This is a genomic window from Sphingomonas sp. Leaf407, assembly GCF_001425385.1.
Lineage (GTDB): Bacteria > Pseudomonadota > Alphaproteobacteria > Sphingomonadales > Sphingomonadaceae > Sphingomonas.
Window position 1 is genome coordinate 270,127 of sequence record NZ_LMQO01000004.1, and the last position, 19,451, is coordinate 289,577.

General features: G+C 69.5%; 20 protein-coding genes. 13 read left to right on the forward strand and 7 right to left on the reverse strand.

Annotated elements, in window-relative coordinates:
- Positions 1-68: 68 nt before the first annotated feature.
- From ASG37_RS13440 to ASG37_RS13450, 3 genes are all read right to left on the reverse strand, one after another.
- A complete protein-coding gene (locus ASG37_RS13440) occupies positions 69-1,646 on the reverse strand; it encodes an aldehyde dehydrogenase (NADP(+)) (RefSeq protein ID WP_055761147.1) in 1,578 nt (525 codons plus the stop codon).
- A 70-nt stretch (positions 1,647-1,716) separates the two neighbouring features.
- A complete protein-coding gene (locus tag ASG37_RS13445) occupies positions 1,717-2,811 on the reverse strand; it encodes an NAD(P)/FAD-dependent oxidoreductase (RefSeq protein WP_055761150.1) in 1,095 nt (364 codons plus the stop codon).
- Positions 2,808-3,767 carry an alpha/beta fold hydrolase gene (locus tag ASG37_RS13450; RefSeq protein ID WP_055761153.1) on the reverse strand — a complete coding sequence of 320 codons (960 nt, stop codon included), beginning with the start codon at positions 3,765-3,767 and terminating at the stop codon, positions 2,808-2,810. The genes ASG37_RS13445 and ASG37_RS13450 overlap by 4 nt, the downstream gene beginning before the upstream one ends.
- 47 nt (positions 3,768-3,814) lie before the next feature.
- Here ASG37_RS13450 and ASG37_RS13455 point away from each other — a divergent pair, with 47 nt between their 5' ends.
- From ASG37_RS13455 to ASG37_RS13490, 8 genes are all read left to right on the forward strand, one after another.
- Positions 3,815-4,282 carry a prepilin peptidase gene (locus ASG37_RS13455; RefSeq protein WP_055761156.1) on the forward strand — a complete coding sequence of 156 codons (468 nt, stop codon included), beginning with the start codon at positions 3,815-3,817 and terminating at the stop codon, positions 4,280-4,282.
- A 48-nt stretch (positions 4,283-4,330) separates the two neighbouring features.
- Positions 4,331-5,401, forward strand: a complete 1,071-nt coding sequence (gene cpaB, locus ASG37_RS13460; protein ID WP_055761159.1) for a Flp pilus assembly protein CpaB — start codon at positions 4,331-4,333, stop codon at positions 5,399-5,401.
- Positions 5,402-5,442: 41 nt separating this feature from the next.
- Positions 5,443-7,002 carry a type II and III secretion system protein family protein gene (locus tag ASG37_RS13465; RefSeq protein WP_082448475.1) on the forward strand — a complete coding sequence of 520 codons (1,560 nt, stop codon included), beginning with the start codon at positions 5,443-5,445 and terminating at the stop codon, positions 7,000-7,002.
- Between the two features lie 11 nt (positions 7,003-7,013).
- Positions 7,014-7,667, forward strand: a complete 654-nt coding sequence (locus ASG37_RS13470; RefSeq protein WP_055761163.1) for a CpaD family pilus assembly protein — start codon at positions 7,014-7,016, stop codon at positions 7,665-7,667.
- Positions 7,667-8,971: a pilus assembly protein CpaE gene (locus ASG37_RS13475; RefSeq protein ID WP_055761166.1), complete on the forward strand. Its 1,305-nt coding sequence runs from the start codon at positions 7,667-7,669 to the stop codon at positions 8,969-8,971. The genes ASG37_RS13470 and ASG37_RS13475 overlap by 1 nt, the downstream gene beginning before the upstream one ends.
- Positions 8,972-8,973: 2 nt before the next feature.
- Complete coding sequence (locus ASG37_RS13480) at positions 8,974-9,951, forward strand: type II secretion system F family protein (protein ID WP_055761170.1); 978 nt, start codon at positions 8,974-8,976, stop codon at positions 9,949-9,951.
- A 4-nt stretch (positions 9,952-9,955) separates the two neighbouring features.
- Positions 9,956-10,948, forward strand: coding sequence for a type II secretion system F family protein (locus tag ASG37_RS13485; RefSeq protein ID WP_055761171.1), 993 nt, complete (start codon positions 9,956-9,958; stop codon positions 10,946-10,948).
- Between the two features lie 129 nt (positions 10,949-11,077).
- Positions 11,078-11,611 carry a hypothetical protein gene (locus ASG37_RS13490; RefSeq protein WP_055761174.1) on the forward strand — a complete coding sequence of 178 codons (534 nt, stop codon included), beginning with the start codon at positions 11,078-11,080 and terminating at the stop codon, positions 11,609-11,611.
- Positions 11,612-11,746: 135 nt separating this feature from the next.
- Here the strand turns inward: ASG37_RS13490 and ASG37_RS13495 are convergent, their stop codons facing one another.
- Positions 11,747-12,376 carry a trimeric intracellular cation channel family protein gene (locus tag ASG37_RS13495; protein ID WP_055761178.1) on the reverse strand — a complete coding sequence of 210 codons (630 nt, stop codon included), beginning with the start codon at positions 12,374-12,376 and terminating at the stop codon, positions 11,747-11,749.
- A 94-nt stretch (positions 12,377-12,470) separates the two neighbouring features.
- Here ASG37_RS13495 and ASG37_RS13500 point away from each other — a divergent pair, with 94 nt between their 5' ends.
- A complete protein-coding gene (locus tag ASG37_RS13500) occupies positions 12,471-13,127 on the forward strand; it encodes a YoaK family protein (RefSeq protein WP_055761180.1) in 657 nt (218 codons plus the stop codon).
- 117 nt (positions 13,128-13,244) lie between these two features.
- On the opposite strand, the gene ASG37_RS13505 is transcribed toward ASG37_RS13500, so the two are convergent.
- Positions 13,245-13,613 (reverse strand): response regulator, encoded by a 369-nt coding sequence (locus ASG37_RS13505; RefSeq protein WP_055761183.1) that lies wholly within the window; start codon positions 13,611-13,613, stop codon positions 13,245-13,247.
- A gap of 42 nt (positions 13,614-13,655) precedes the next feature.
- Here ASG37_RS13505 and ASG37_RS13510 point away from each other — a divergent pair, with 42 nt between their 5' ends.
- The 4 genes from ASG37_RS13510 (at position 13,656) to ASG37_RS13525 (ending at position 16,395) form a co-directional block, all read left to right on the forward strand.
- Positions 13,656-13,928, forward strand: a complete 273-nt coding sequence (locus ASG37_RS13510) for a DUF3572 domain-containing protein (RefSeq protein ID WP_055761186.1) — start codon at positions 13,656-13,658, stop codon at positions 13,926-13,928.
- Positions 13,925-14,548 carry a hypothetical protein gene (locus ASG37_RS13515; RefSeq protein ID WP_055761189.1) on the forward strand — a complete coding sequence of 208 codons (624 nt, stop codon included), beginning with the start codon at positions 13,925-13,927 and terminating at the stop codon, positions 14,546-14,548. The genes ASG37_RS13510 and ASG37_RS13515 overlap by 4 nt, the downstream gene beginning before the upstream one ends.
- A gap of 33 nt (positions 14,549-14,581) precedes the next feature.
- Positions 14,582-15,046 (forward strand): RidA family protein, encoded by a 465-nt coding sequence (locus ASG37_RS13520; protein ID WP_055761193.1) that lies wholly within the window; start codon positions 14,582-14,584, stop codon positions 15,044-15,046.
- A 518-nt stretch (positions 15,047-15,564) separates the two neighbouring features.
- Positions 15,565-16,395: a TorF family putative porin gene (locus tag ASG37_RS13525; RefSeq protein WP_055761195.1), complete on the forward strand. Its 831-nt coding sequence runs from the start codon at positions 15,565-15,567 to the stop codon at positions 16,393-16,395.
- A 560-nt stretch (positions 16,396-16,955) separates the two neighbouring features.
- On the opposite strand, the gene ASG37_RS13530 is transcribed toward ASG37_RS13525, so the two are convergent.
- Together ASG37_RS13530 and sppA are read right to left on the reverse strand one after the other, a co-directional pair.
- Positions 16,956-17,519: a GNAT family N-acetyltransferase gene (locus ASG37_RS13530; RefSeq protein ID WP_055761198.1), complete on the reverse strand. Its 564-nt coding sequence runs from the start codon at positions 17,517-17,519 to the stop codon at positions 16,956-16,958.
- Complete coding sequence (sppA, locus tag ASG37_RS13535; RefSeq protein WP_055761200.1) at positions 17,516-19,402, reverse strand: signal peptide peptidase SppA; 1,887 nt, start codon at positions 19,400-19,402, stop codon at positions 17,516-17,518. Before sppA ends, ASG37_RS13530 begins: the two co-directional genes overlap by 4 nt.
- Positions 19,403-19,451: the final 49 nt, after the last annotated feature.

Genomic DNA, 19,451 nt, shown 5'->3' on the forward strand with positions numbered 1-19,451 from the left:
TTCCCGCCTGCGCGGGAATGACGAACATCAACGAGTATCACCGAATATCGATCGGTCCCGGCAAGCCATCAACCGACCGTCCACGCCCCGTCGATCCGGGCGAGCGCGCCATTCTGGTTCCCCTCGCGCAGCGCGTCAGGCAGCAGCGCCTCGGGGAAATCCTGGTACGACACCGGCCGCAGGAAGCGGTGGATGGCGAGCGTGCCGACCGAGGTCGTCCGCCCGTCCGACGTCGCCGGGAACGGCCCGCCATGGACCATCGCATGGCCCACTTCGACGCCGGTCGGCCAGCCGTTGCACAGGATGCGGCCGACGGTGCGTTCCAGCACCGGGATCAGCTTGCGGGCGTCGTCGTAATCGGCCTCGTCGATCTGGAGCGTCGCGGTAAGCTGTCCCTCCAGCTTGCCCAGCACCTCGGCCAGTTCGGCGGCATCGGCGCACTTCACGACGACCGACGACATGCCGAACACTTCGTGGGCATGCGCCGGATCGGCGAGGAAGTCCTCGCCCGACACCGCGAAGATCGCCGCGCGACCGCGCGTCGGACCTTCGGGCTCGGCACCTTCGCCGACGATCGTTACCGCCGGGCTCGACGCCAGCTTGGCGCGGCCTTCCTCATACGCCTTGTGGATGCCGTCGCTCAGCATCACCTGCGCCGGGGTGCCGAGCAGCGCTTCGCCCGCCACGTCGAGGAACGCATCGAGTTCCGGCCCGGCGATGCCGAGGACGAGGCCGGGATTCGTGCAGAACTGGCCCGCGCCCATGCTGAGCGACCCGACATATTGCTTGGCCAGCGGCTCGCCGCGATTCTTCAGCGCGGCGGGCATCAGCACGACCGGGTTGATCGACGACATTTCGGCATAGACCGGGATCGGCTGCGGCCGCTCCTGCGCGACCTTCATCAGCGCGGTGCCGCCGGCACGCGATCCGGTGAAGCCCACCGCCTGCACGCGCGGATCGGCGACCAGCGCGGTGCCGATCACCTGCCCCGACCCCGACACCATCGAGAACACGCCATCGGGCATGCCGGTCTTTTCCGCCGCCTTGATGATCGCCGAGGCGACCAGCTCGGCGGTGCCCGGATGCGCCTGATGCGCCTTCACGATCACCGGGCAGCCCGCCGCCAGCGCCGAGGCGGTGTCGCCACCGGCGGTCGAGAAGGCGAGCGGGAAGTTCGACGCGCCGAACACCACCACCGGGCCGACGGGCACGGTGCGCAGCCGCAGGTCGGGCTTGGCCACCGGGGCGCGGGCGGGATCGGCATGATCGATGCGGAGCTGCTGCCACGCACCGTCGCGCACTTCCTTGGCGAACAGGCGCAACTGGCCGCAGGTGCGCCCGCGCTCGCCGGTCAGGCGTGCGGTCGGCAGACCGGTCTCGCGGCTGCCGCGCTCGATCAGCTCGTCGCCCAGCGCCTCGATTTCATCGGCGATCGCGTCGAGGAAGGCGGCACGCTGCTCGATCGGCAGCGCGGCATAGAGCGGCGCGGCGGCGGCGGCACGATCGCATGCCTCGATCGCGTCTTCCTTCGTGCCCTTGGAAAAGCCTTCGCCGAACAGCGCGCCGGTGGCGGGGTCATAGGCCTGGAACAAATCGTCGCGGGCAACGCGCTTCGCGCCCAGAAACAGTTCGCCGGTGATCGTCATGATGGTCCTCTCGCTCGGTCCTTGGACGCCAGATAGGGATTGTTAGCGCTACCGTAAATGGCTCATCACATTACTCGGACAATCTATGCCCCGAGTAGCGCGCCGGGTCGACCCCTGCGGGCGGCAGGCCGTGCCCCAGCAGCGCCGCGCACAGCCGCGCGGCGGCGGGCGCGGTCTGGATGCCGAACCCGCCCTGGCCTGCGCACCAGAAGAAGCCGGGCACCGCGCGATCGAAGCCGTACACCGGCAACCGGTCGGGCGCGAAGCTGCGCAGTCCCGCCCAGCGCCGCTCGACCGCCACGACGCGCCAGTCGACCACTTCCTCGAACCGGGCGATCGCGGTGGCGACGTCGATCTCCTCGGGCGCGACGTCATGCGGGGTGTCGGGCGTCTCGTCATGCGGCGACAGCCACAGCCGTCCGCCCGGCTCGGGCTTGAAATAAAACCCGCCGGCGGCGTCGATCACCAGCGGCAGGTCGGCCGGCGCACCCGGATCGACCCGCAACTGCACCACGGTCCGGCGATACGGCCGGATGCCGAGCGGCGCTGCCCCGGCCAGTTCCGCGACACCATCGGCCCATGCCCCGGCGGCGTTGACCACCACGTCGGCCGCCAGCGTCGCCCCGTCGGCCAGCGTCAGCATCCACGCCCCGCCCCGCCGCCCGGCGGCGACCAGCCCCGAGTCGCAACGCAGCACCACGCCAGACCGCCGCGCCTTCGCCAGATATGCTGCGTGGAGCGCCGCGACATCGATGTCGGCGCAGCCCGGCGACCACAGCGCGTCCCATGTCCCGCGCAGCCCCGGCACCTGCACGCCCGGATCGCGCCGTTCGATCGGCACCCCGCTCCCGGCGAACCCGGCGGCGAGCGTGTCGAGCACGGCGGGATCGCGCGCGATCAGCAATTCGCCGCGCGTGCGCAGGAACGACCGTTCGGCGAAGTCCGCCGGCGGCGCATGGAGCAGCGGCCCCGACGCGGTGGTCAACGGCTGGACCAGCGGCCCGCCATAGGTCTCCGACCAGAACGCCGCCGACCGCCCGGTCGCATGATAGCCCGGCTGCGATTCGGCCTCCAGCAAGACGACGTCCGCCGCCTCGCCCAGTTCGGCGGCAAGGCTCGCCCCGGCCATGCCTGCGCCGACGATCGCGATTCGCTGGCGGGTCATGCGTGGGTCGTCCGCCGCGCCGGTGCCCGCGCGTCGAGGAAGCCGTCGATCGCGGCGATCGCTTGAGCGCGCACCGGATCGGCCTCGCGCAAGATCTCGTGCGCCGATTCGGGGCCGAAGCGCAGCAGGTCGCAATCGGGCAGCGTCGCCGCGACCTTGAGCGCGGCGGCGGGATCGACCAGCGCGTCGGCTTCGGCGACCAGCATCTGCACCGGCACGCGCATCGTGGTGAGCGCCGGATCGGCGCGCAACTGCCGGGTCGAGCGGAACGCATCGATCACCCAGCCCCAGCTCGGCGGCCCGGTGCGGTGCGCGGCGTTCGCCCCCTGCCACCAGACCTCGTCGGCATAGCGCGCCGGATCGTGCGTCAGCAGCGACTCGCGCGATTTCAGCGTATGCGGCCGTTCGTTGCCCTTCCACGCCGCGCGGGTCCGCCTGCCGAACGCGGCGATCAGCCGCGCCATCCCCTCGCCGAAGCGCGGCCCCACCGGCGCGCGCAGTCCCAGCATCGGCGCGACCAGCACGGCGGCGGCGGGATCGATCCGCCCCTCCACCAGCGCGCGCAGCATCAGGTGCCCGCCCATCGAATGGCCGATCACGACGCGCGGGCCCCCGGCGGGCAGGCTGGTCCAGAACGCGGCGAGATCGTCCAGATACGCCTCGAACCGGTCGATATGGCCGCAGTCGCCCGCCGGGGTGCAGCGCCCCGATCCCCCCTGCCCGCGCCAGTCGAACGACGCGATGTGCCAGCCGCGCACGTGCCAATGAGCAAAGGCTTCGAGATATTTCTCGAACACGTCGCCGCGCCCGCCCTGGAACAGCATCACCCCGCGCGGCGCGATATTGGCGGGGGCGGGCCAGTCGAACCGACGGTGCGCCCAGCCGTCGGCCGCCTGCCACTGCGTAATGGTGGCGGCGGAGGGGATCGCACGGCGGTACAGGGCATGGGCGGCCATGGGCCCGGTTACGGTTTCGCAACCCCTAAAGTCTAGGGGGTTGGACCATGACGCCCATCCTTATCCCCTGTCTGGCGGCGGCGCTCGTGCTGCTGCTCCTGCTCGCGGGGATCGAGGATGCGCGCACCCGCGAAATCGCGAACGCGAAGAATCTGGCGATCGCGCTGCTGGCTCCCCTGTGGTGGTGGGCACTCGGCCTCACGCCATGGGACATGGGGCTGCAGGCGCTCGTCGCGCTGATCGTGTTCGCGCTGTTCGTCGGCGCCTTCGCGCTGGGGCAGATGGGCGGGGGCGACGTCAAGATGATCGGCGCGCTGGCGCTGTGGCTGCCGCCGGGCGCGGTGCTGTCGATGCTGCTGGTCATGTCGATCGTCGGCGGGGCGATCACGCTGGTGTTCGTCATCGATCGCCGCCGGCGGCGAAGCGAGGCGGTGCCCGAAATCCCCTACGGCGTCGCCATCGCCATCGCCGGCATGCTGATCCTCGCGAACCCGATCTTAACCACTCTGGGATGATGCTTAACGCCATTCCGCCGGCCAGAGAATCGAAAGGCCATCGACGTCATGGACGCACGTAAACTGATCCTGTTGGTAGGAGCGCTGGTGATCGCAGGGATCACCGCGTTCATGGCACGATCGCTGATGATGGGCGCCCCCGCCCCGGTCGCCGCCGCCAATTCGGTCGAGGCCCCGGTCGACGGCCCGCGCGTGCTGGTGGCGACGAAGGCGCTGCCGGTCGGCACGATCATCGACGCCGCCTCGCTCCGGTTCCAGCCATGGCCCAAGGAACTGGTCGAGAACGCCTATTACCTCGAATCGGCGGCCGATGCGCGCAACCTGGCCGGCACCGTCGTCCGCTTCGCCATTCCGGCGGGACAGCCGATCACGCAAGGCTCGCTGGTGAAGCCCGGCGACCGCGGCTTCCTTGCCGCAGCACTTGGGCCCGGCATGCGCGCGGTGACGGTGCCGGTGTCGGCGCAGAGCGCGGTCGCGGGCTTCGTCTTTCCGGGCGACCGTGTCGACCTCGTCCTCACCCAGACGGTGACGGGCGGCGGCGACGGCGCGCCGCTCAAGGCATCGGAGACGTTCCTGCGCAACCTGCGCGTGCTGGCGACCGACCAGCGGACCGACAAGAACACCGACGACCAGGGCAAGACCGTCGTCTCGGGCTATTCGACCGTCACCGTCGAGGCGACGCCGCGCATCGCCGAAAAGATCGCGGTGGCACAGACCGTCGGCACGCTGTCGCTGTCGCTGCGCTCGATCGCCGATACCGGTGCCGACCTTGAGGAAGCGATCGCCAGCGGCGACGTGACGCTGCCCGCGAACGGCGATCCCAAGGCGGAGAAGGCCGCGCTCGAACGCATCGCCGCGCGGCCGATCGACGGTTCGTCGACCTTCTCGACCGGGGCGGACGTGTCGCGGTTCCAGCGCAGCACCGTGCCCGGCCGGACCCCCGGCGGCATGGGCGGCATGGCCGGCCCCGACGGCATGTCCGCGCCGCCCATGGCCGCGCCGTCGTCGTCGCCCGCCGGCGGCGCCCCCGGCTATGCCCCGCCCGCGCCGCGCGGACCGGTGGTGCGGATCACTCGCGGCAACACCGTGACCGACGTGCCGGTCGGGGGGAACAACTGATGCGCCCTGATTTCATCCGCCGTACGCTTGGGGGCGGGCTCATGCTCGCACTGGTCGCGACCTCGATGCCCGCGCTCGCCGCGCCGACGCCCGCCCGACAGGCCCGCGCCGCCCGCGTCGGCACGATGCCCGCCGGATCGATCCGCCCCTCGAGCGAGGTGCAGCTTTCGATCGGACAGGGCGAGCTGGTGACGCTGCCCGGCACCGTCGTCGACGTCTGGGTATCGAACCCTACGGTCGCCGACGTCTATGTCGGCAATCCGCGCCAGATCCACCTGTTCGGCAAGGCCGACGGCGAAGCGACGATCTTCGCGACCAATGCCGCCGGACAGATCGTCTATGCCACCAACGTCCGCGTCGGCCAGAACATCACCGGCATCGACCGGATGCTGCGCGCGGCGATTCCCGATGCCGACGTCCGGGTGACGACGGTCGGACAGATCGCGGTCATCAACGGCACCGTCGCCTCGCCCGCCGACAGCGCGCAGGTCGAACGGCTGGTCGCCTCGCTGCTCAACCCCGGCGTCGCGGTCGGCGATCCGGCGGCACTGCTCAAGGTCGCCGTCGTCAACCGGTTGAAGATGGCGACCCCGCTGCAGGTCAACCTCCAGGTCCGCATCGCCGAGGTCAGCCGCAGCTTCGTCAAGAACATCGGCGTCAACCTGACTTCCGCCGACGCGACCGGAGGCTTCAAGTTCGGCGTGGGGCAAGGCCGCGCCTTCTTCCCCCAGTTCGTCCCCGGCGGTCCGCTAGGCCAGTCGACCGAACTCACTGCGGGCATTACCGCGGTCACAAAAGCCAGTATCGGCACGTCGCTGTTTGGCGCGGGTAAATTGCTCGGCCTCGACGTGCTTGGCGCGCTCGACCTCGGCGAACGGGTGGGTCAGGTGACGACGCTCGCCAACCCCAATCTCACCGCGCTGTCGGGCGAAACCGGATCGTTCCTCGCCGGCGGCGAGATTCCGATCCCCGTCAGCCAGGGGTTGGGCGCGGTGTCGGTCGAATACAAGCAATATGGCGTCAGCCTCGCCTATACCCCGACGGTGCTGGCCGACGGCCGCATCTCGATGCGCGTCCGCCCCGAAGTGTCGCAACTGACCGCCGCCGGATCGGTCCAGATCAACGGCACCACCATCCCCGCGCTCTCGACCCGGCGGGTCGAAACCACGGTCGAACTGGGCTCGGGCCAGAGCATGATGATCGGCGGGCTCCTGCAGAACAACCACGACAATTCGATCGAAAAGGCACCGGGTCTGGGCGATCTGCCGATCCTCGGCTCGCTGTTCCGCTCGAACGGGTTCACCCGCAACGAAACCGAACTGGTGATCGTCATCACCCCCTATCTGGTCAAACCGGTCGACAGCCAGACGCAGATCGCGCTGCCGACCGACAGCTACAAGACGCCGAACGATGTCGAGCGCGTGCTGCTCGGCCAGATGCAAGGCGGCGGCACCCCCGCCCCGCGTCCGGTGCCGACGATGGTCACGCCGCTGCCCGCGCGCCCCGCGACCGGCGCGGCGGCCCCCGTGCCCGCCGATCCCGCCCCCCGCCGCCGCGACCGGGCGACTCCCGCCGTCGCCCCCGGCTTCAGCAATCAGTGAGGGATATTCCGATGCTCTCTATCCGTACCCTCGCCCTCGCCCTTTCCGGCACCGCGCTGCTGGCGGGATGCAGCGGCACGCCGAACCGCGGCGTCGAATCGGTCCACCAGCCGGTCGTCTCGCGCGCCGCCTATGCGATGGACCTCGCCGCCGGTCCCGCCGGCCTCGCGACCGGCGAACGCGCCCGCCTCGCCGGCTGGCTCGACACGATGCGGCTGCGTTACGGTGACGAGGTCGGCGTCGATGCCGGCGGGTCGGCCGACCCGGCGGTCCGCGCCGACGTCGCCGCCGAAGCCGCGCGCCACGGGCTGCTGCTCGCCGACATGGTCCCGCCCGTCGCAGGCGTCATCGAACCCGGCACGGTGCGCGTCGTCGTCTCGCGGATGACCGCCGCCGTTCCCGGCTGCCCCGACACGTCGCGGCTCAGCCAGCCCAACTATGGCGCACACACCTCGTCCGACTTCGGCTGCGCGGTGAACACCAACCTCGCCGCGATGGTCGCCGCGCCGGGCGATCTGGTGCGCGGGCAGCGCGACATGGGCACCACCGACACCATCACCGGCACCAAGGCGATCGGCGCGCTGCGCCGCGCCGCGCCCAGCGGCAACGGCGGCGGACAGATCACCAACAGCGTCGGCAGCGCGACCGGGGGGAGCGGCAAGTAATGAACGCCCCCTTCTCCCTCGCCAAGACGAGCGTGCGCGATCCCTTCGTCGGCTTCGTGTGCGACGATTATTCCACCGACGTGCTGCGCGGCCTTGCGACCGAACACGGCTGGCCGACCGAAAAGGTCCAGCGCGGGGGCCTGCGCGCCGCCGTCCAGTCGCTGTCGGTCGCCGCCAGCCCCCATGTCCTGTTCGTCGACCTGTCTGAATCGGGCGATCCGCTCAACGACATCAACGGTCTGGCCGAAGTCTGCGAACCCGGCACCGTCGTCATCGCCTGCGGTCAGGTGAACGACGTGCGGCTCTACCGCGACCTGATCGGCAGCGGCATCCACGATTATCTGCTCAAGCCACTCAACCCCGACATGGTGCGCGACGCGATCACCCAGGCGCAGGCGCTGCTCAACGCGCCAAAGCCGGTCGAGACGAGCGTCGAGCGTCCGCACTGCGCCATCGCCGTCGTCGGCACGCGCGGCGGCGCGGGGGCGACGACGATCGCCGCCTCGCTCGCATGGCTGCTGAGCGACCGCGAGAAGCGCACCACCGCGCTGCTCGACCTCGACGTGCATTTCGGCACCGGCGCGCTGGCGCTCGACCTCGAACCCGGACGTGGCCTCACCGACGCGATCGAAAATCCCAGCCGCATCGACGGGCTGTTCATCGAACGCGCGATGGTGCGCGCGGGCGAACGCCTCTCGGTCCTCTCGGCCGAGGCACCGATCAACCAGCCGGTGCTGACCGACGGTGCCGCCTATTACCAGTTGCAGGAAGAGATGCGCGCCGCGTTCGAATGCACGCTGATCGACATGCCGCGCGGCATGCTGGTCGCGCATCCGCACCTGTTGTCCGACGTGCAGAGCGCGGTGATCGTCACCGAACTGACGCTGGCGGCGGCGCGCGACGCGATCCGCATCCTGTCGTGGTTCCGCAGCAACGCGCCGCAGACGACGCTGCTGGTCGTCGCCAACCGCGTTCAGCCCGCCGCACTGCTGGAAATCAGCCGCAAGGATTTCGAAGGATCGATCGAACGCAAGATCGACTTCCTCGTCCCCTTCGACGGCAAGCTCGCCGCACAATCTGCCAAGCTCGGCAAGCCGCTCGCCGAGGCGGGCAAGGGCAGCAAGACCGTCGCCCCATTGCTCTCGCTTGCCCAGCGGCTGTGCCGGATGGCGGAGGACGACATCGACACGACGACGGCCAAGGCACGCGGCAAGGCCGGCGGCACCTCGCTGCTCGGCAAGCTCGCCGGGCTGCGCGCGCGCCTGCCCGCCAAGGGCAAGGCAAAGGCGGGGGCGAACGCATAGCCATGGAGATGCTGCCGCTCCTGCTGACGATGGCCGGCGCGTCGCTCACGCTGGTGCTGATCGCGGTCGCCTTCGCCGGTCCGTCGACCCGGCGGGCGACCAGCCGCCGCCTGCTGGCGGTGCGCGAACGGCACAGCGGATCGGCCAGCACCGTCGCGATGGACGCGCAGCTTCGCCGGATCGGCAACAACCGCACCAGCAAGGCGGATCGCACCGCCCAGCGCATCCTGCCCAACGTCGAACAATTGAAGCTGCGCCTCGTCCAGACCGGCAAGGGCTGGACGATCGGCCAGTATTTGATGGCGTCGTGCGGCCTGTTCGCGGTGACGGCGCTGCTGCTGCTTATCAAGGGCATGCCGTTCCTGCTGGCGCTGCTGTTCGGCCTGTTCGTGGGCGCCGGGCTCCCGCACTTCGTCGTCGGCAAGCTCATCCAGCGGCGCGTCGCCAAATTCACCGCCAAATTCCCCGATGCGATCGAATTGCTGGTGCGGGGCCTGCGCTCAGGGCTACCGATCACCGAGACGATGGGCATCGTCGGCAACGAGGTCGATGGCCCGGTCGGCGAGGAATTCCGCGCCATCAACGACCGGATGAAGATCGGCCGCACGCTCGATGCAGCACTTCAGGAAACCGGCGACCGGCTCGGCACGCCCGAATTCCAGTTCTTCATCATCACCATCGCCATCCAGCGCGAAACCGGCGGCAACCTCGCCGAAACGCTCGCCAACCTTGCCGACGTGCTGCGCAAACGCTCGCAGATGAAGCTGAAGATCCGCGCGATGTCGTCCGAATCCAAGGCGTCGGCCTATATCATCGGATCGCTGCCGTTCATCGTGTTCGGGATGATCTGGTTCATCAACGGCAGCTACATGCAGACCTTCTTCATCGACCCCCGGCTGATCGTCACCGGCCTTGGCGGGATGGTCTGGATGGGCATCGGCGCCTTCATCATGGCCAAGATGATTAACTTCGAGATCTGATGCGATGCTGAGCAACCCCAACGGTCCGACCCTGCTCGGCATCGACGTCCTGATGGTCGCGACGATCCTGTCGGGCGTCGCCGCGATGGCGGTGCTGCTGGCGATCTATGCCGCCACGTCGGTGCGCGATCCGATGCAGCGCCGGGTCAAGGCGCTCAACGACCGGCGCGAACAGTTGAAGGCCGGCATCACCGCCTCGACCAGCAAGCGCCGCGCCAAGCTGGTCCAGAAGAACGAGGCGACCGACCGCATCCGCGCCTTCCTCACCTCGCTCAAGGTGTTGCAGGACGAACAGCTCAAGACCGCACAGATCAAGTTGCTCCAGGCCGGCATCCGCTCGAAGGACTGGGCGGTCGCGGTGATCTTCGGCCGTCTCGTGCTGCCGATTACCTTCGGGCTGCCGATCCTCTACCTCGTCTATGGCACCGATGCCTTTTCCGACTACAGCCCGCTGCAGGCGTATGGCATCGTCGCGGGCACCGCCATCCTCAGCTACAAGGCGCCCGACCTTTACCTGAAGAACCGCATCACCAAACGCTCGGACGCGATCCGCAAGGGCCTGCCCGACGCGCTCGACCTGCTGGTGATCTGCGCCGAGGCGGGGTTGACCGTCGACGCCGCCTTCCACCGCGTGGCGCGCGAACTGGGCCGCGCCTATCCCGAGCTGGGCGAGGAATTCACCCTCACCGCGATCGAGCTGGGCTTCCTGACCGAGCGGCGTCAGGCGTTCGAGAACCTCGCCACCCGCATCAACCTCGACGCGGTCAAGGGCGTGGTGACGACGATGATCCAGACCGAGAAATACGGCACCCCGCTCGCCAGCGCGCTGCGGGTCCTGTCGGCCGAATTCCGCAACGAACGCATGATGCGCGCCGAGGAAAAGGCCGCCCGCCTGCCCGCGATCATGACCGTGCCGCTCATCCTGTTCATCCTGCCGACGCTGTTCATCGTCATCCTCGGGCCAGCGGCCTGCAGCATCAGCGACGCGTTCAAATAAAACCTCCCCTCCCTGACAAGGGAGGGGCCGGGGGTGGGTAGGCCCGCGAGGGAGCGCGCCGCCCGATCCGCACGGAACACCCCGGCATCGCGACCGTTCTAGCCCCGTAACCAAACGGGGACCTGTGCGATGCTCTTCCAGACGCCGACCCAATTCGCGGTACTCGCGCTGATCCTCTTGGCCGGCTGGCTGCTCGGCCTCGCCTCGTCCTCGGGCGGCAAGAAATGGAAGCAGCGTTTCCGTGACGAGGAAACCGCGCACAAGGCGTATCGCGCCGAAGTCGCCGCCGACCTCAAGACCCGCGAGACGAAACTGCGCGAGGTCGAGGCCGAACGCGATCGGTTCGCGAAGGAACGCGGCACCGCCACGACGGCGGCGACCGCCACGGCGGCGGCCAGCGCCTCGCACGGCAGCGGCTTCTTCGGCTGGGGCCGCGACAATCTCTCGCGTATCCGGGGCATCGACCCCGATCTGGAAACCGCACTGGGCCAGCGCGGCATCAAGACCTATCGCGCGATCGAGAACCTGACCGAAGCCGACGAGCGCGCGCTGGAGGACGACCTGCGCCTGCGCCCCGGCACGATCGACACCGAACGCTGGCGCGAACAGGCCGCGATGCTGCGCGAAGGCCACGACGACGACCACCGCAGCCGCTGGGGGTAAAGTACCTTGTCCCCTCCCTGACAAGGGAGGGGCCGGGGGTGGGTAGGTCGGCGAGGAATGGTGAGCGTACCCCAACCGGCCGACCCACCCCCAACCCCTCCCTTGCCAGGGAGGGGAGCCTGCCCGGTGCTGAAACTACCGCCGCCCGCGATACGCCGGCAGCGCCAGCCGGAACCGGATCGCCGCGCCGCGCAGCACGAACCCGGCGGTAGCCGCCGGCAGCGCGGCGACGAACGGCGGCAGGCCCACCGCGACCAGCACGACATGCAGCCCCGCCGCCAGCGCCGCCGCCGTCACATACAGCTCGGGCCGGATCAGGATCGACGGCACCCCCGCCAGCACGTCGCGTAATATGCCGCCGACGCACGCGGTCAGCACCCCCATCACCGCCGCCTGGAACGGCGGCACGCCGAAGCTCGCCGCCTTGGCCGCACCGAACACCGCATAGGCCGCCAGCCCCGCCGCATCGAGCCATTCGAGCGCGCGCTCGCGCCACCAGTCCTCGGGCGTGATCCAGACCAATGTCGCCACCGCGACGCAGATCGCGGCATAGGGCGCGCCATGCACCCAGAACACCGGCGCGCCGATCAGCAGGTCGCGCACCGTGCCGCCCCCCACCCCGGTGACGAGCGCGAAGAACGCGGCGGTGACGAACGTCTGCGCGGTCCGCGTCGCCGCCAGCGCGCCCGACGCGGCGAACACCGCGATACCGACCAGATCGAGCGCGCCGAGCATCTGCCCCAGCGCTTGCGGAGAAGGGACCATCGTCCGCGCGTATCGTACCGCGCGCGGGTTGACGAGGCGGAACCACCATGGCCTCACGCGAATTGCCCCTGATGCCGATCCCGAGCCGAGACCCATGCGACGCCTCACCCCAGCCGCGACCCTTGCCACCATCGCCCTCGCCGCGCTCGCCGGCATCGTCGACGCGCTGGCGTTCCAAAGTCTGGGCGGCTTCTTCGCCTCGTTCATGTCGGGCAACTCGACCCGACTGGGGCTGGGGTTGGCGGAGGGCTGGAACGGCGCCGCCGCCACCGCCGCCGCGCTGATCCTCGCCTTCATCTGCGGGGCGATGCTCGGCACGATCGCCGGGGCCGCCGCCACCGAACGGCTGGGCGCGCAGCGGCGCGGCGAGGCGGTGATGGGCCTCGTGACCGTACTCCTCGCAATCGCCGCCGCGCTCACCGCCTTCGTCCCGCTCCCCCTCGCGCTGCTGCCGCTCGCCGTTGCGATGGGCGCACAGAACGGCGTGGTGGCCGAGGACGGCGAAGTCCGCGTCGCGCTGACCTATATGACCGGCACGCTCGTCCGAATCGGCCAGCGCCTTGCCCGCCGCCTGCTGGGCGAGGCCGCCGCGCCGGGCTTGCGCGCCGAACTGCTGCTGTGGCTCGGCTTCGTCGCCGGGGTCACGATCGGCGCGGTCGGCTGGCACTGGCTCGGCCTCGCCATGCTGTGGGTCGCCGCCGCCATCGCCGCGCTGCTGACCATGGCGGTGGCGCGGACCGGATTGCGCTGATTCTCCCCTCCCTGACAAGGGAGGGGCCGGGGGTGGGTAGGCTTGTGGCAGGCGCTATCGTTCCCTCGCGAACCGACCCACCCCCAACCCCTCCCTGTCAGGGAGGGGAGCAACCTTTTACTCCGGCAGCAACGCCCGCACCTCGCCCACGAAGCGCACCACCGAAATCGGCTTGGTCACATAGGCATTGGCCCCGGCGGCGCGCACCCGCTCCTCGTCGTCGCGCCCCGAATAGGCCGTCACCGCCATGATCGGCACGCCGCGCAACCGCGCGTCGGCCTTCAGCAGCGCGATCAGCTCCAGCCCCGTCATATGCGGCAACTGGATGTCGGTGATGATGAGGTCGGGCAGGAACCCCCGCGCCTTCGCCACCGCCTCGCGCCCGTCGCGCACCGGCTCCACCACGAAGCCATGCGCGCGCAGCAGGTCGCAGAACAGCTTCAGGTTAAGTTCGTTGTCCTCGACAACGAGTACCCTTTTTGCCACGCGCTTCGTTTCCCGCCAGAGTGCAAGGAGGCTGTCTAGGCGATGCGCGGACGAGAGACAAATCACGACGCGGTCACCACCGCCCTCGGCGCACTCGCATGGGTGATGTCGGAGGCCCCGCGCGCCGAACGCTTCCTGTCGCTGACCGGCATCGACCCGGCCGACCTGCGCGCCCGCGCCGGCGACCCCATCTTGCTGGTCCAGCTTCTCGCCCATCTCGAAGCGTATGAGCCCGACCTGATCGCCTGCGCCGACGCGCTGGGCCTCACGCCCGCCGACCTCGTCGCCGCGCGCACCCGACTGGAGAATCCATGAAACCCCTGCTCATTACCGACTGTGACGAGGTGCTGCTGCACATGGTCCGCCACTTCGGCACCTGGCTGGGCGAAGCGCACGCGATCGATTTCCGCATGGAGGGCGGCAGCTTCGCAGATTCGATGACCCGCGCCGACGGCACCGTGCTCGCGCCCGAAGAAATGTGGGAAAAGCTCGACGGCTTCTTCCCCGCCGAAATGGCGCGCCAGACGCTGGTGCCGCACGCCCGCGAGGCGCTCGAACGGCTCGCTGCCCACGCCGACATCGTCGTGCTGACCAACTTGCAGGACCATTGCCGCACCCACCGCGTCGATCAGCTCGCCACCCACGGCATCGTCCACCGCGTCGAATGCAATCAGGGGGGCAAGGGCCCGCCGGTCGCGCGGCTCGTCGCCGAATATGGGCCGAGCGTCACCGTGTTCGTCGACGACCTGCCCGTCCACCACGAATCGGTCGCGCAGACCGTGCCGGAGGTCCACCGACTGCACATGGTGTCCGAACCCGATCTGGCGGTCCACATTCCCCCCGCGCCCCACGCCCATGCCCGGATCGACGACTGGGTCGAGGCCGAACGCTGGATCGCGGCGCGTTTCGAACGCGGCCTGCCCGCCACCGCTTGACTGCCACCCCCCTGCCGAACGAGGAACTGCTCCATGGCATATGACATCCCTGCGAAACTGGCCGAACGCGGCCTCTCCCTTCCCGTCGCCGCCGCTCCGGTCGCGGCCTATGTTCCGGCGGTCGAGGCCGGCGGCCTGCTTCACCTCTCGGGCCAGTTGCCCTTCGACGATGGCGAGCTGATGACCGGCCGCGCCGGTGACGACCGCGATCTGGCCTATGCCACCCGCGCCGCCGAACGCTGCGCGCTGATGGTGCTGGCACAAGCCGAAAAGGCGTTGGGCAGCCTCGACCGGGTCGAGCGCGTCGTGAAGCTCGGCGTGTTCGTCAATTCGGCCGCGACCTTCACCGATCAGCCCAAGGTCGCGAACGGCGCGTCCGAACTGATGGTCGCGCTGTTCGGCGACGCCGGCACCCACGCCCGCAGCGCGGTCGGCGTACCCGTCCTCCCGCTCGGCGCGGTGGTGGAGATCGACGCGATCCTCGCCGTTCGCGGTTAACCCCATCGTCCTTCCCGCGCAGGCGGGAATCCATATACGCCGTCGTCGCGACAGATTCGCTACGTCGGCGGCAATGGGTCCCCGCCTTCGTGGGGATGACCATCAGGGCGGATCGACATCCACTGCCACATCGTCACCCCGGACTTGTTCCGGGGTCCACGGCGCAGCGATCGATGCCGCTCGATGCACTGTCGACAGCGCACGCGGCCGGGTGGACCCCGGAACAAGTCCGGGGTGACAGACAAGGCAGCATTTTCGATCAAGCGCTGTACCGGAATGGCTGAATGTCGTTTCCGCCCTGGACGAGAGTGATCCCGTCCCTCCAATGCCCGCTGTTGCCGCCACGCAACAGCGGGCGTCGTTGCATCGGCCCGCCGCGCAATAATCATTGTGCGGCGCGGCGGATACCGACATATTCGCGCCATCGACGGCCAGACCGCACGGACCAGCAAGGTCCACCCCATCGCGGCGACCGTCAACGCAGGAGAATCACCCCGTAACCGCAGAAAGGGTTTACGATGCGATTCTCGACCTTCCTCCCGGCCGCCATTCTGGCAGCCACTGCCGCAGTTCCCGCCATGGCGCAGGAAACCGCGCCACCCGAACCGATCACCGTCAGCGGCAGCGCGTCGGTCGCGTCCGACTATCGCTTTCGCGGCGTGTCGCAGAGCGACAAGAACGTCGCGGTGCAGGGCGGCATCACCATCGCGCATGAAAGCGGCCTGTACATCGGCACCTGGGGTTCGAACCTCGCCGGCTGGGGCACGTTCGGCGGCGCGAACCTCGAACTCGATCTGATCGCGGGCTACAAGCACACCTTCGACACCGCGACCGTCGATGCCGGCGTCACCTGGTATACCTATCCGGGCGGCGCGGACGAAACCGACGTGGTCGAATTCTACGGCAAGCTCTCGGGCACCGCCGGCCCCGCCACGCTCACCGCCGGCGTGTTCTACGCACCCAAGCAGACCTCGCTCGGCCTGTTCACCCGCTCGCTCACCCCGCTGATCGCGGGCGACGGCAGCCGTCAGGACAATATCTACCTGTCGGGCGATGCCGCCGCGGGCGTGCCGAACACGCCGGTGACGCTGAAGGCGCACATCGGCTATTCGGACGGTAACCCCGGCCTCGGGCCGAACGGCACCAGCCTTGCCCCCACCGGCAAATATTGGGACTGGTCGCTCGGCGCCGACTTCACCTACAAGAACCTGACGCTGGGCGTCGCCTATGTCGACACCGACATTTCGGATCGCGAAGCGCTCTATCTGACGCCGAACTTCAGCAAGACCACCAACGGCAGCCCGATCGCGGCGAGCACCGGCGTCGTCTCGCTGACCGCCGCCTTCTGATCCCGTCCCCCGGTCGCGCACTACGCACCGGGGGACGTTTCCGGCTGTCCTACACCAGCCATCATCGGGCAGGATCGCGCTATGCGTTCCTGCCCGATGTCTTTCCGTGCCAACCACACCGTCCGGCCATCAGGGACGTTCGGAACGCGCGCCCCGCCTCCGCGCGAAGCGCCCTCCACGCCCCGCCCGACAACGCACCAACGCCAAGGCGGAAACGCAACCGCACCGCGCCCACACCCTCTCCGCGCCTCCGCGCCTCCGCGCGAACCAAACCTTCTTCTGCCCCGAACCACCGAAAAAATAAGAATCACTCGCAACAAACACGCCGCAAGTGTAAACTTTGTCAACTTTGGGGGGAATTACGGAAGGTGAAGCGCCACGCCCGCGCCACCATTCCGGCGAAGGCCGCAATCCATACACGCCGACGATGCGGCTCCTGTCCGATCGCCGACGACCGAAGCCCGCCACGGGCAAAAGCCCGCGTCGTCGGACGGCGCTGCAAGCGCCGCCGGCCGTGCGGGCGTAGCGCGGCTCGACGTAGCTTCGCTACCCGAGCCGCGCTACGCCCGCACCACCCCAACCTCGCTGAACGGCCTCGGCTCCTTCGGCGGCACCGAAGCCTCGTTCAACCGGCATTGCCAAAAGCCGACGTCGATCCACCGCCCCTGCTTGAAGCCGATCTCGCGGTACACCCCCGCCCGGCGGAATCCGACCGCCTCGTGCAGCGTGATCGACGCATCGTTGGGCAGCGACAGCACGCCGATCGCCTGGGTGAAGCCTTGCGCGCGCAGCGTATCGATCAGCGCCTCGTACAACAGCCGCCCGGTGCCCTTCTGCTGCGAGGCACCGGCCAGATAGATCGAGGTTTCGACGACATAGCGATACGCCGGCCGCTCGCGGAACTTCGACGCATAGGCATAGCCCAGCACCGCATCGCCGTCCGCCGCGCCGGTGGTCGCGACCAGCCACGGGTACAGCCCGTCGCTCGCCGCCATCCGGTGGCGGATCGCCCGCGCGTCGGGCGCATCGGTTTCGAACGACACGGTCCCGCCCAGCACATAGGGGGCATAGATCGCGGCGATCGCCGCCGCGTCGTCGCTGCGCGCGCCCCGGATCGCGATCACAGCCCCAGCCTCGCGACGATCAGGTCGAGCAGCGACCGGTCGCTCACCGAGGCATCGACTGGTCCCAAGCCCGCGCATTCGAGGCAACGTGCCTGCACTCCGACGCGGCCCGACAGCATCGCGCGGGCGTCGCCCAGCGCCTGCGCCACCACCGCGCGCTGGTCGCGCGCCGCCATGCCCAGCAGGTCGGTCGCCGCCTGCCCGCCATCGCCCTGATCGCGCTGCTGGTCGGCATAGCTCTTGAGGATCGTCTCCCATGCGCCCGGCTGCTTGTCGAGGTACACCGCCCGTGCCTTCGCCGGATCGATCTTGGCGCGCTTCGCCGCCTCGGCCACCGCATCGCCCAGCGTCCCGAACCGGTCGACCAGCCCGAGCTGGCGCGCGGTCCCGCCGTCCCAGACGCGCCCCTGACCGATCTGGTCGACCCGCGGCTGCGGCAGCTTGCGCGATTGGGCGACGAGGCCGGTGAAGCGGCGATAGATGTCCTCGACATTGCCCTGCATGATCGCATCGAACGCCGGCGTGGTGCCGCGCGTCACGTCGGGCTGGCCGCTCAGCGGCGTGGTCGCGACGCCGTCGGCGCTGACGCCGATCTTGGCGAGCGTGTTCTCGAACGTCGGGATCACCCCGAACACCCCGATCGACCCGGTGATCGTGTTCGGCTCGGCAAAGATCACGTCACCCGGCGTCGACACCCAATAGCCACCCGACGCGGCGAGGCCACCCATCGACACCACGACCGGCAACCCCTTGGCCTTCGCCTGGAGGATTGCCTGCCGGATGCGCTCCGACGCCAGCACCGATCCGCCCGGCGAATCGACCCGGACGACCAGCGCCTTCAGATTTTTGGTGGCGAGGCCGTCGAGCAGCAGCTTGGCGATGGTGTCGCCGCCCGCCGTGCCGGCCTTCGCCTCACCGTCGACGATGGTGCCCGCGACGGTGATGACCCCCACCGCATCGCCCCCGGTCGGCAGCGGGTTGGCCGCCAGCCAGTTGGCGTATTTGATCGTGCGGAAGCTGCCGAGCGGCTTGTTCGCCTCGGCCCCGGCGATTGCCGCCACCCGCTGCCCGAAGGCGATGCGATCGCCCAGCCTGTCGACCAGCCCGCCGCGCAGGTTCGCCTGCGCCACGTCGCCGCCCGCCGCCTGCACCGTCTCGGCGGGGCGGGTCAGGAACGCATCGAGCTGCGCCTTGGGCCGCGCCTTCTGGACGGCCGAGCGCCACTGATCGAAGATCGCGCCATACAGCGCCTGATTGGCGGCGCGCGCCGGCTCCGACTGGTCGGCGCGGGTGAAGGGCTCGACCGCCGACTTGAACTGGCCGACGCGGTAGACATGCGCGTTGACGCCCAGCTTGTCGATCAGCCCCTTGTAATAGAGCTGCGACCCGCCCGGCCCGCGAAACATCGTGCCGCCGAACGGGTTCTGCCAGATCTCGCTGGCGTTGGCAGCGATGCGATAGGCGCCATCGGTATAGAGCGTGGCATAGGCCAGCACCGGCTTGCCGCCGGCGCGCACCCGCGCCACCGCGTCGCCCACTTCGGCCAGCGTGGCGGGATAGCCTCCGGCGAAGCGGTCCATGTCGAGCACCACCGCCTTGACCCGATTGTCACCCTTCGCCGCATCCAGCGCGCGGACCACGTCGCGCAGCCGCAGCTCCTGCGCCACGCCCTGTCCCGACAGTGCGGCAAATGGATCGGCTTCGGCGGGCTGTTCGACGATCGATCCCGACAGGTCGAGTACCAGCGCCCCGTCGGTCACGCGGGTATTGGGCCGCGCCGACAGCGCGGCGAACAATCCCCCGAAGAACAGCAGCATGAGCAGCAGCACCAGCGCGTCCTTGATGCCGACCAGCAATTTCCATGCGCCACGTACCAGCTTCACGCGCGTTCCTTCCGGGGAGTTTATCGTGGATCGATAATTAGCGGCGGAT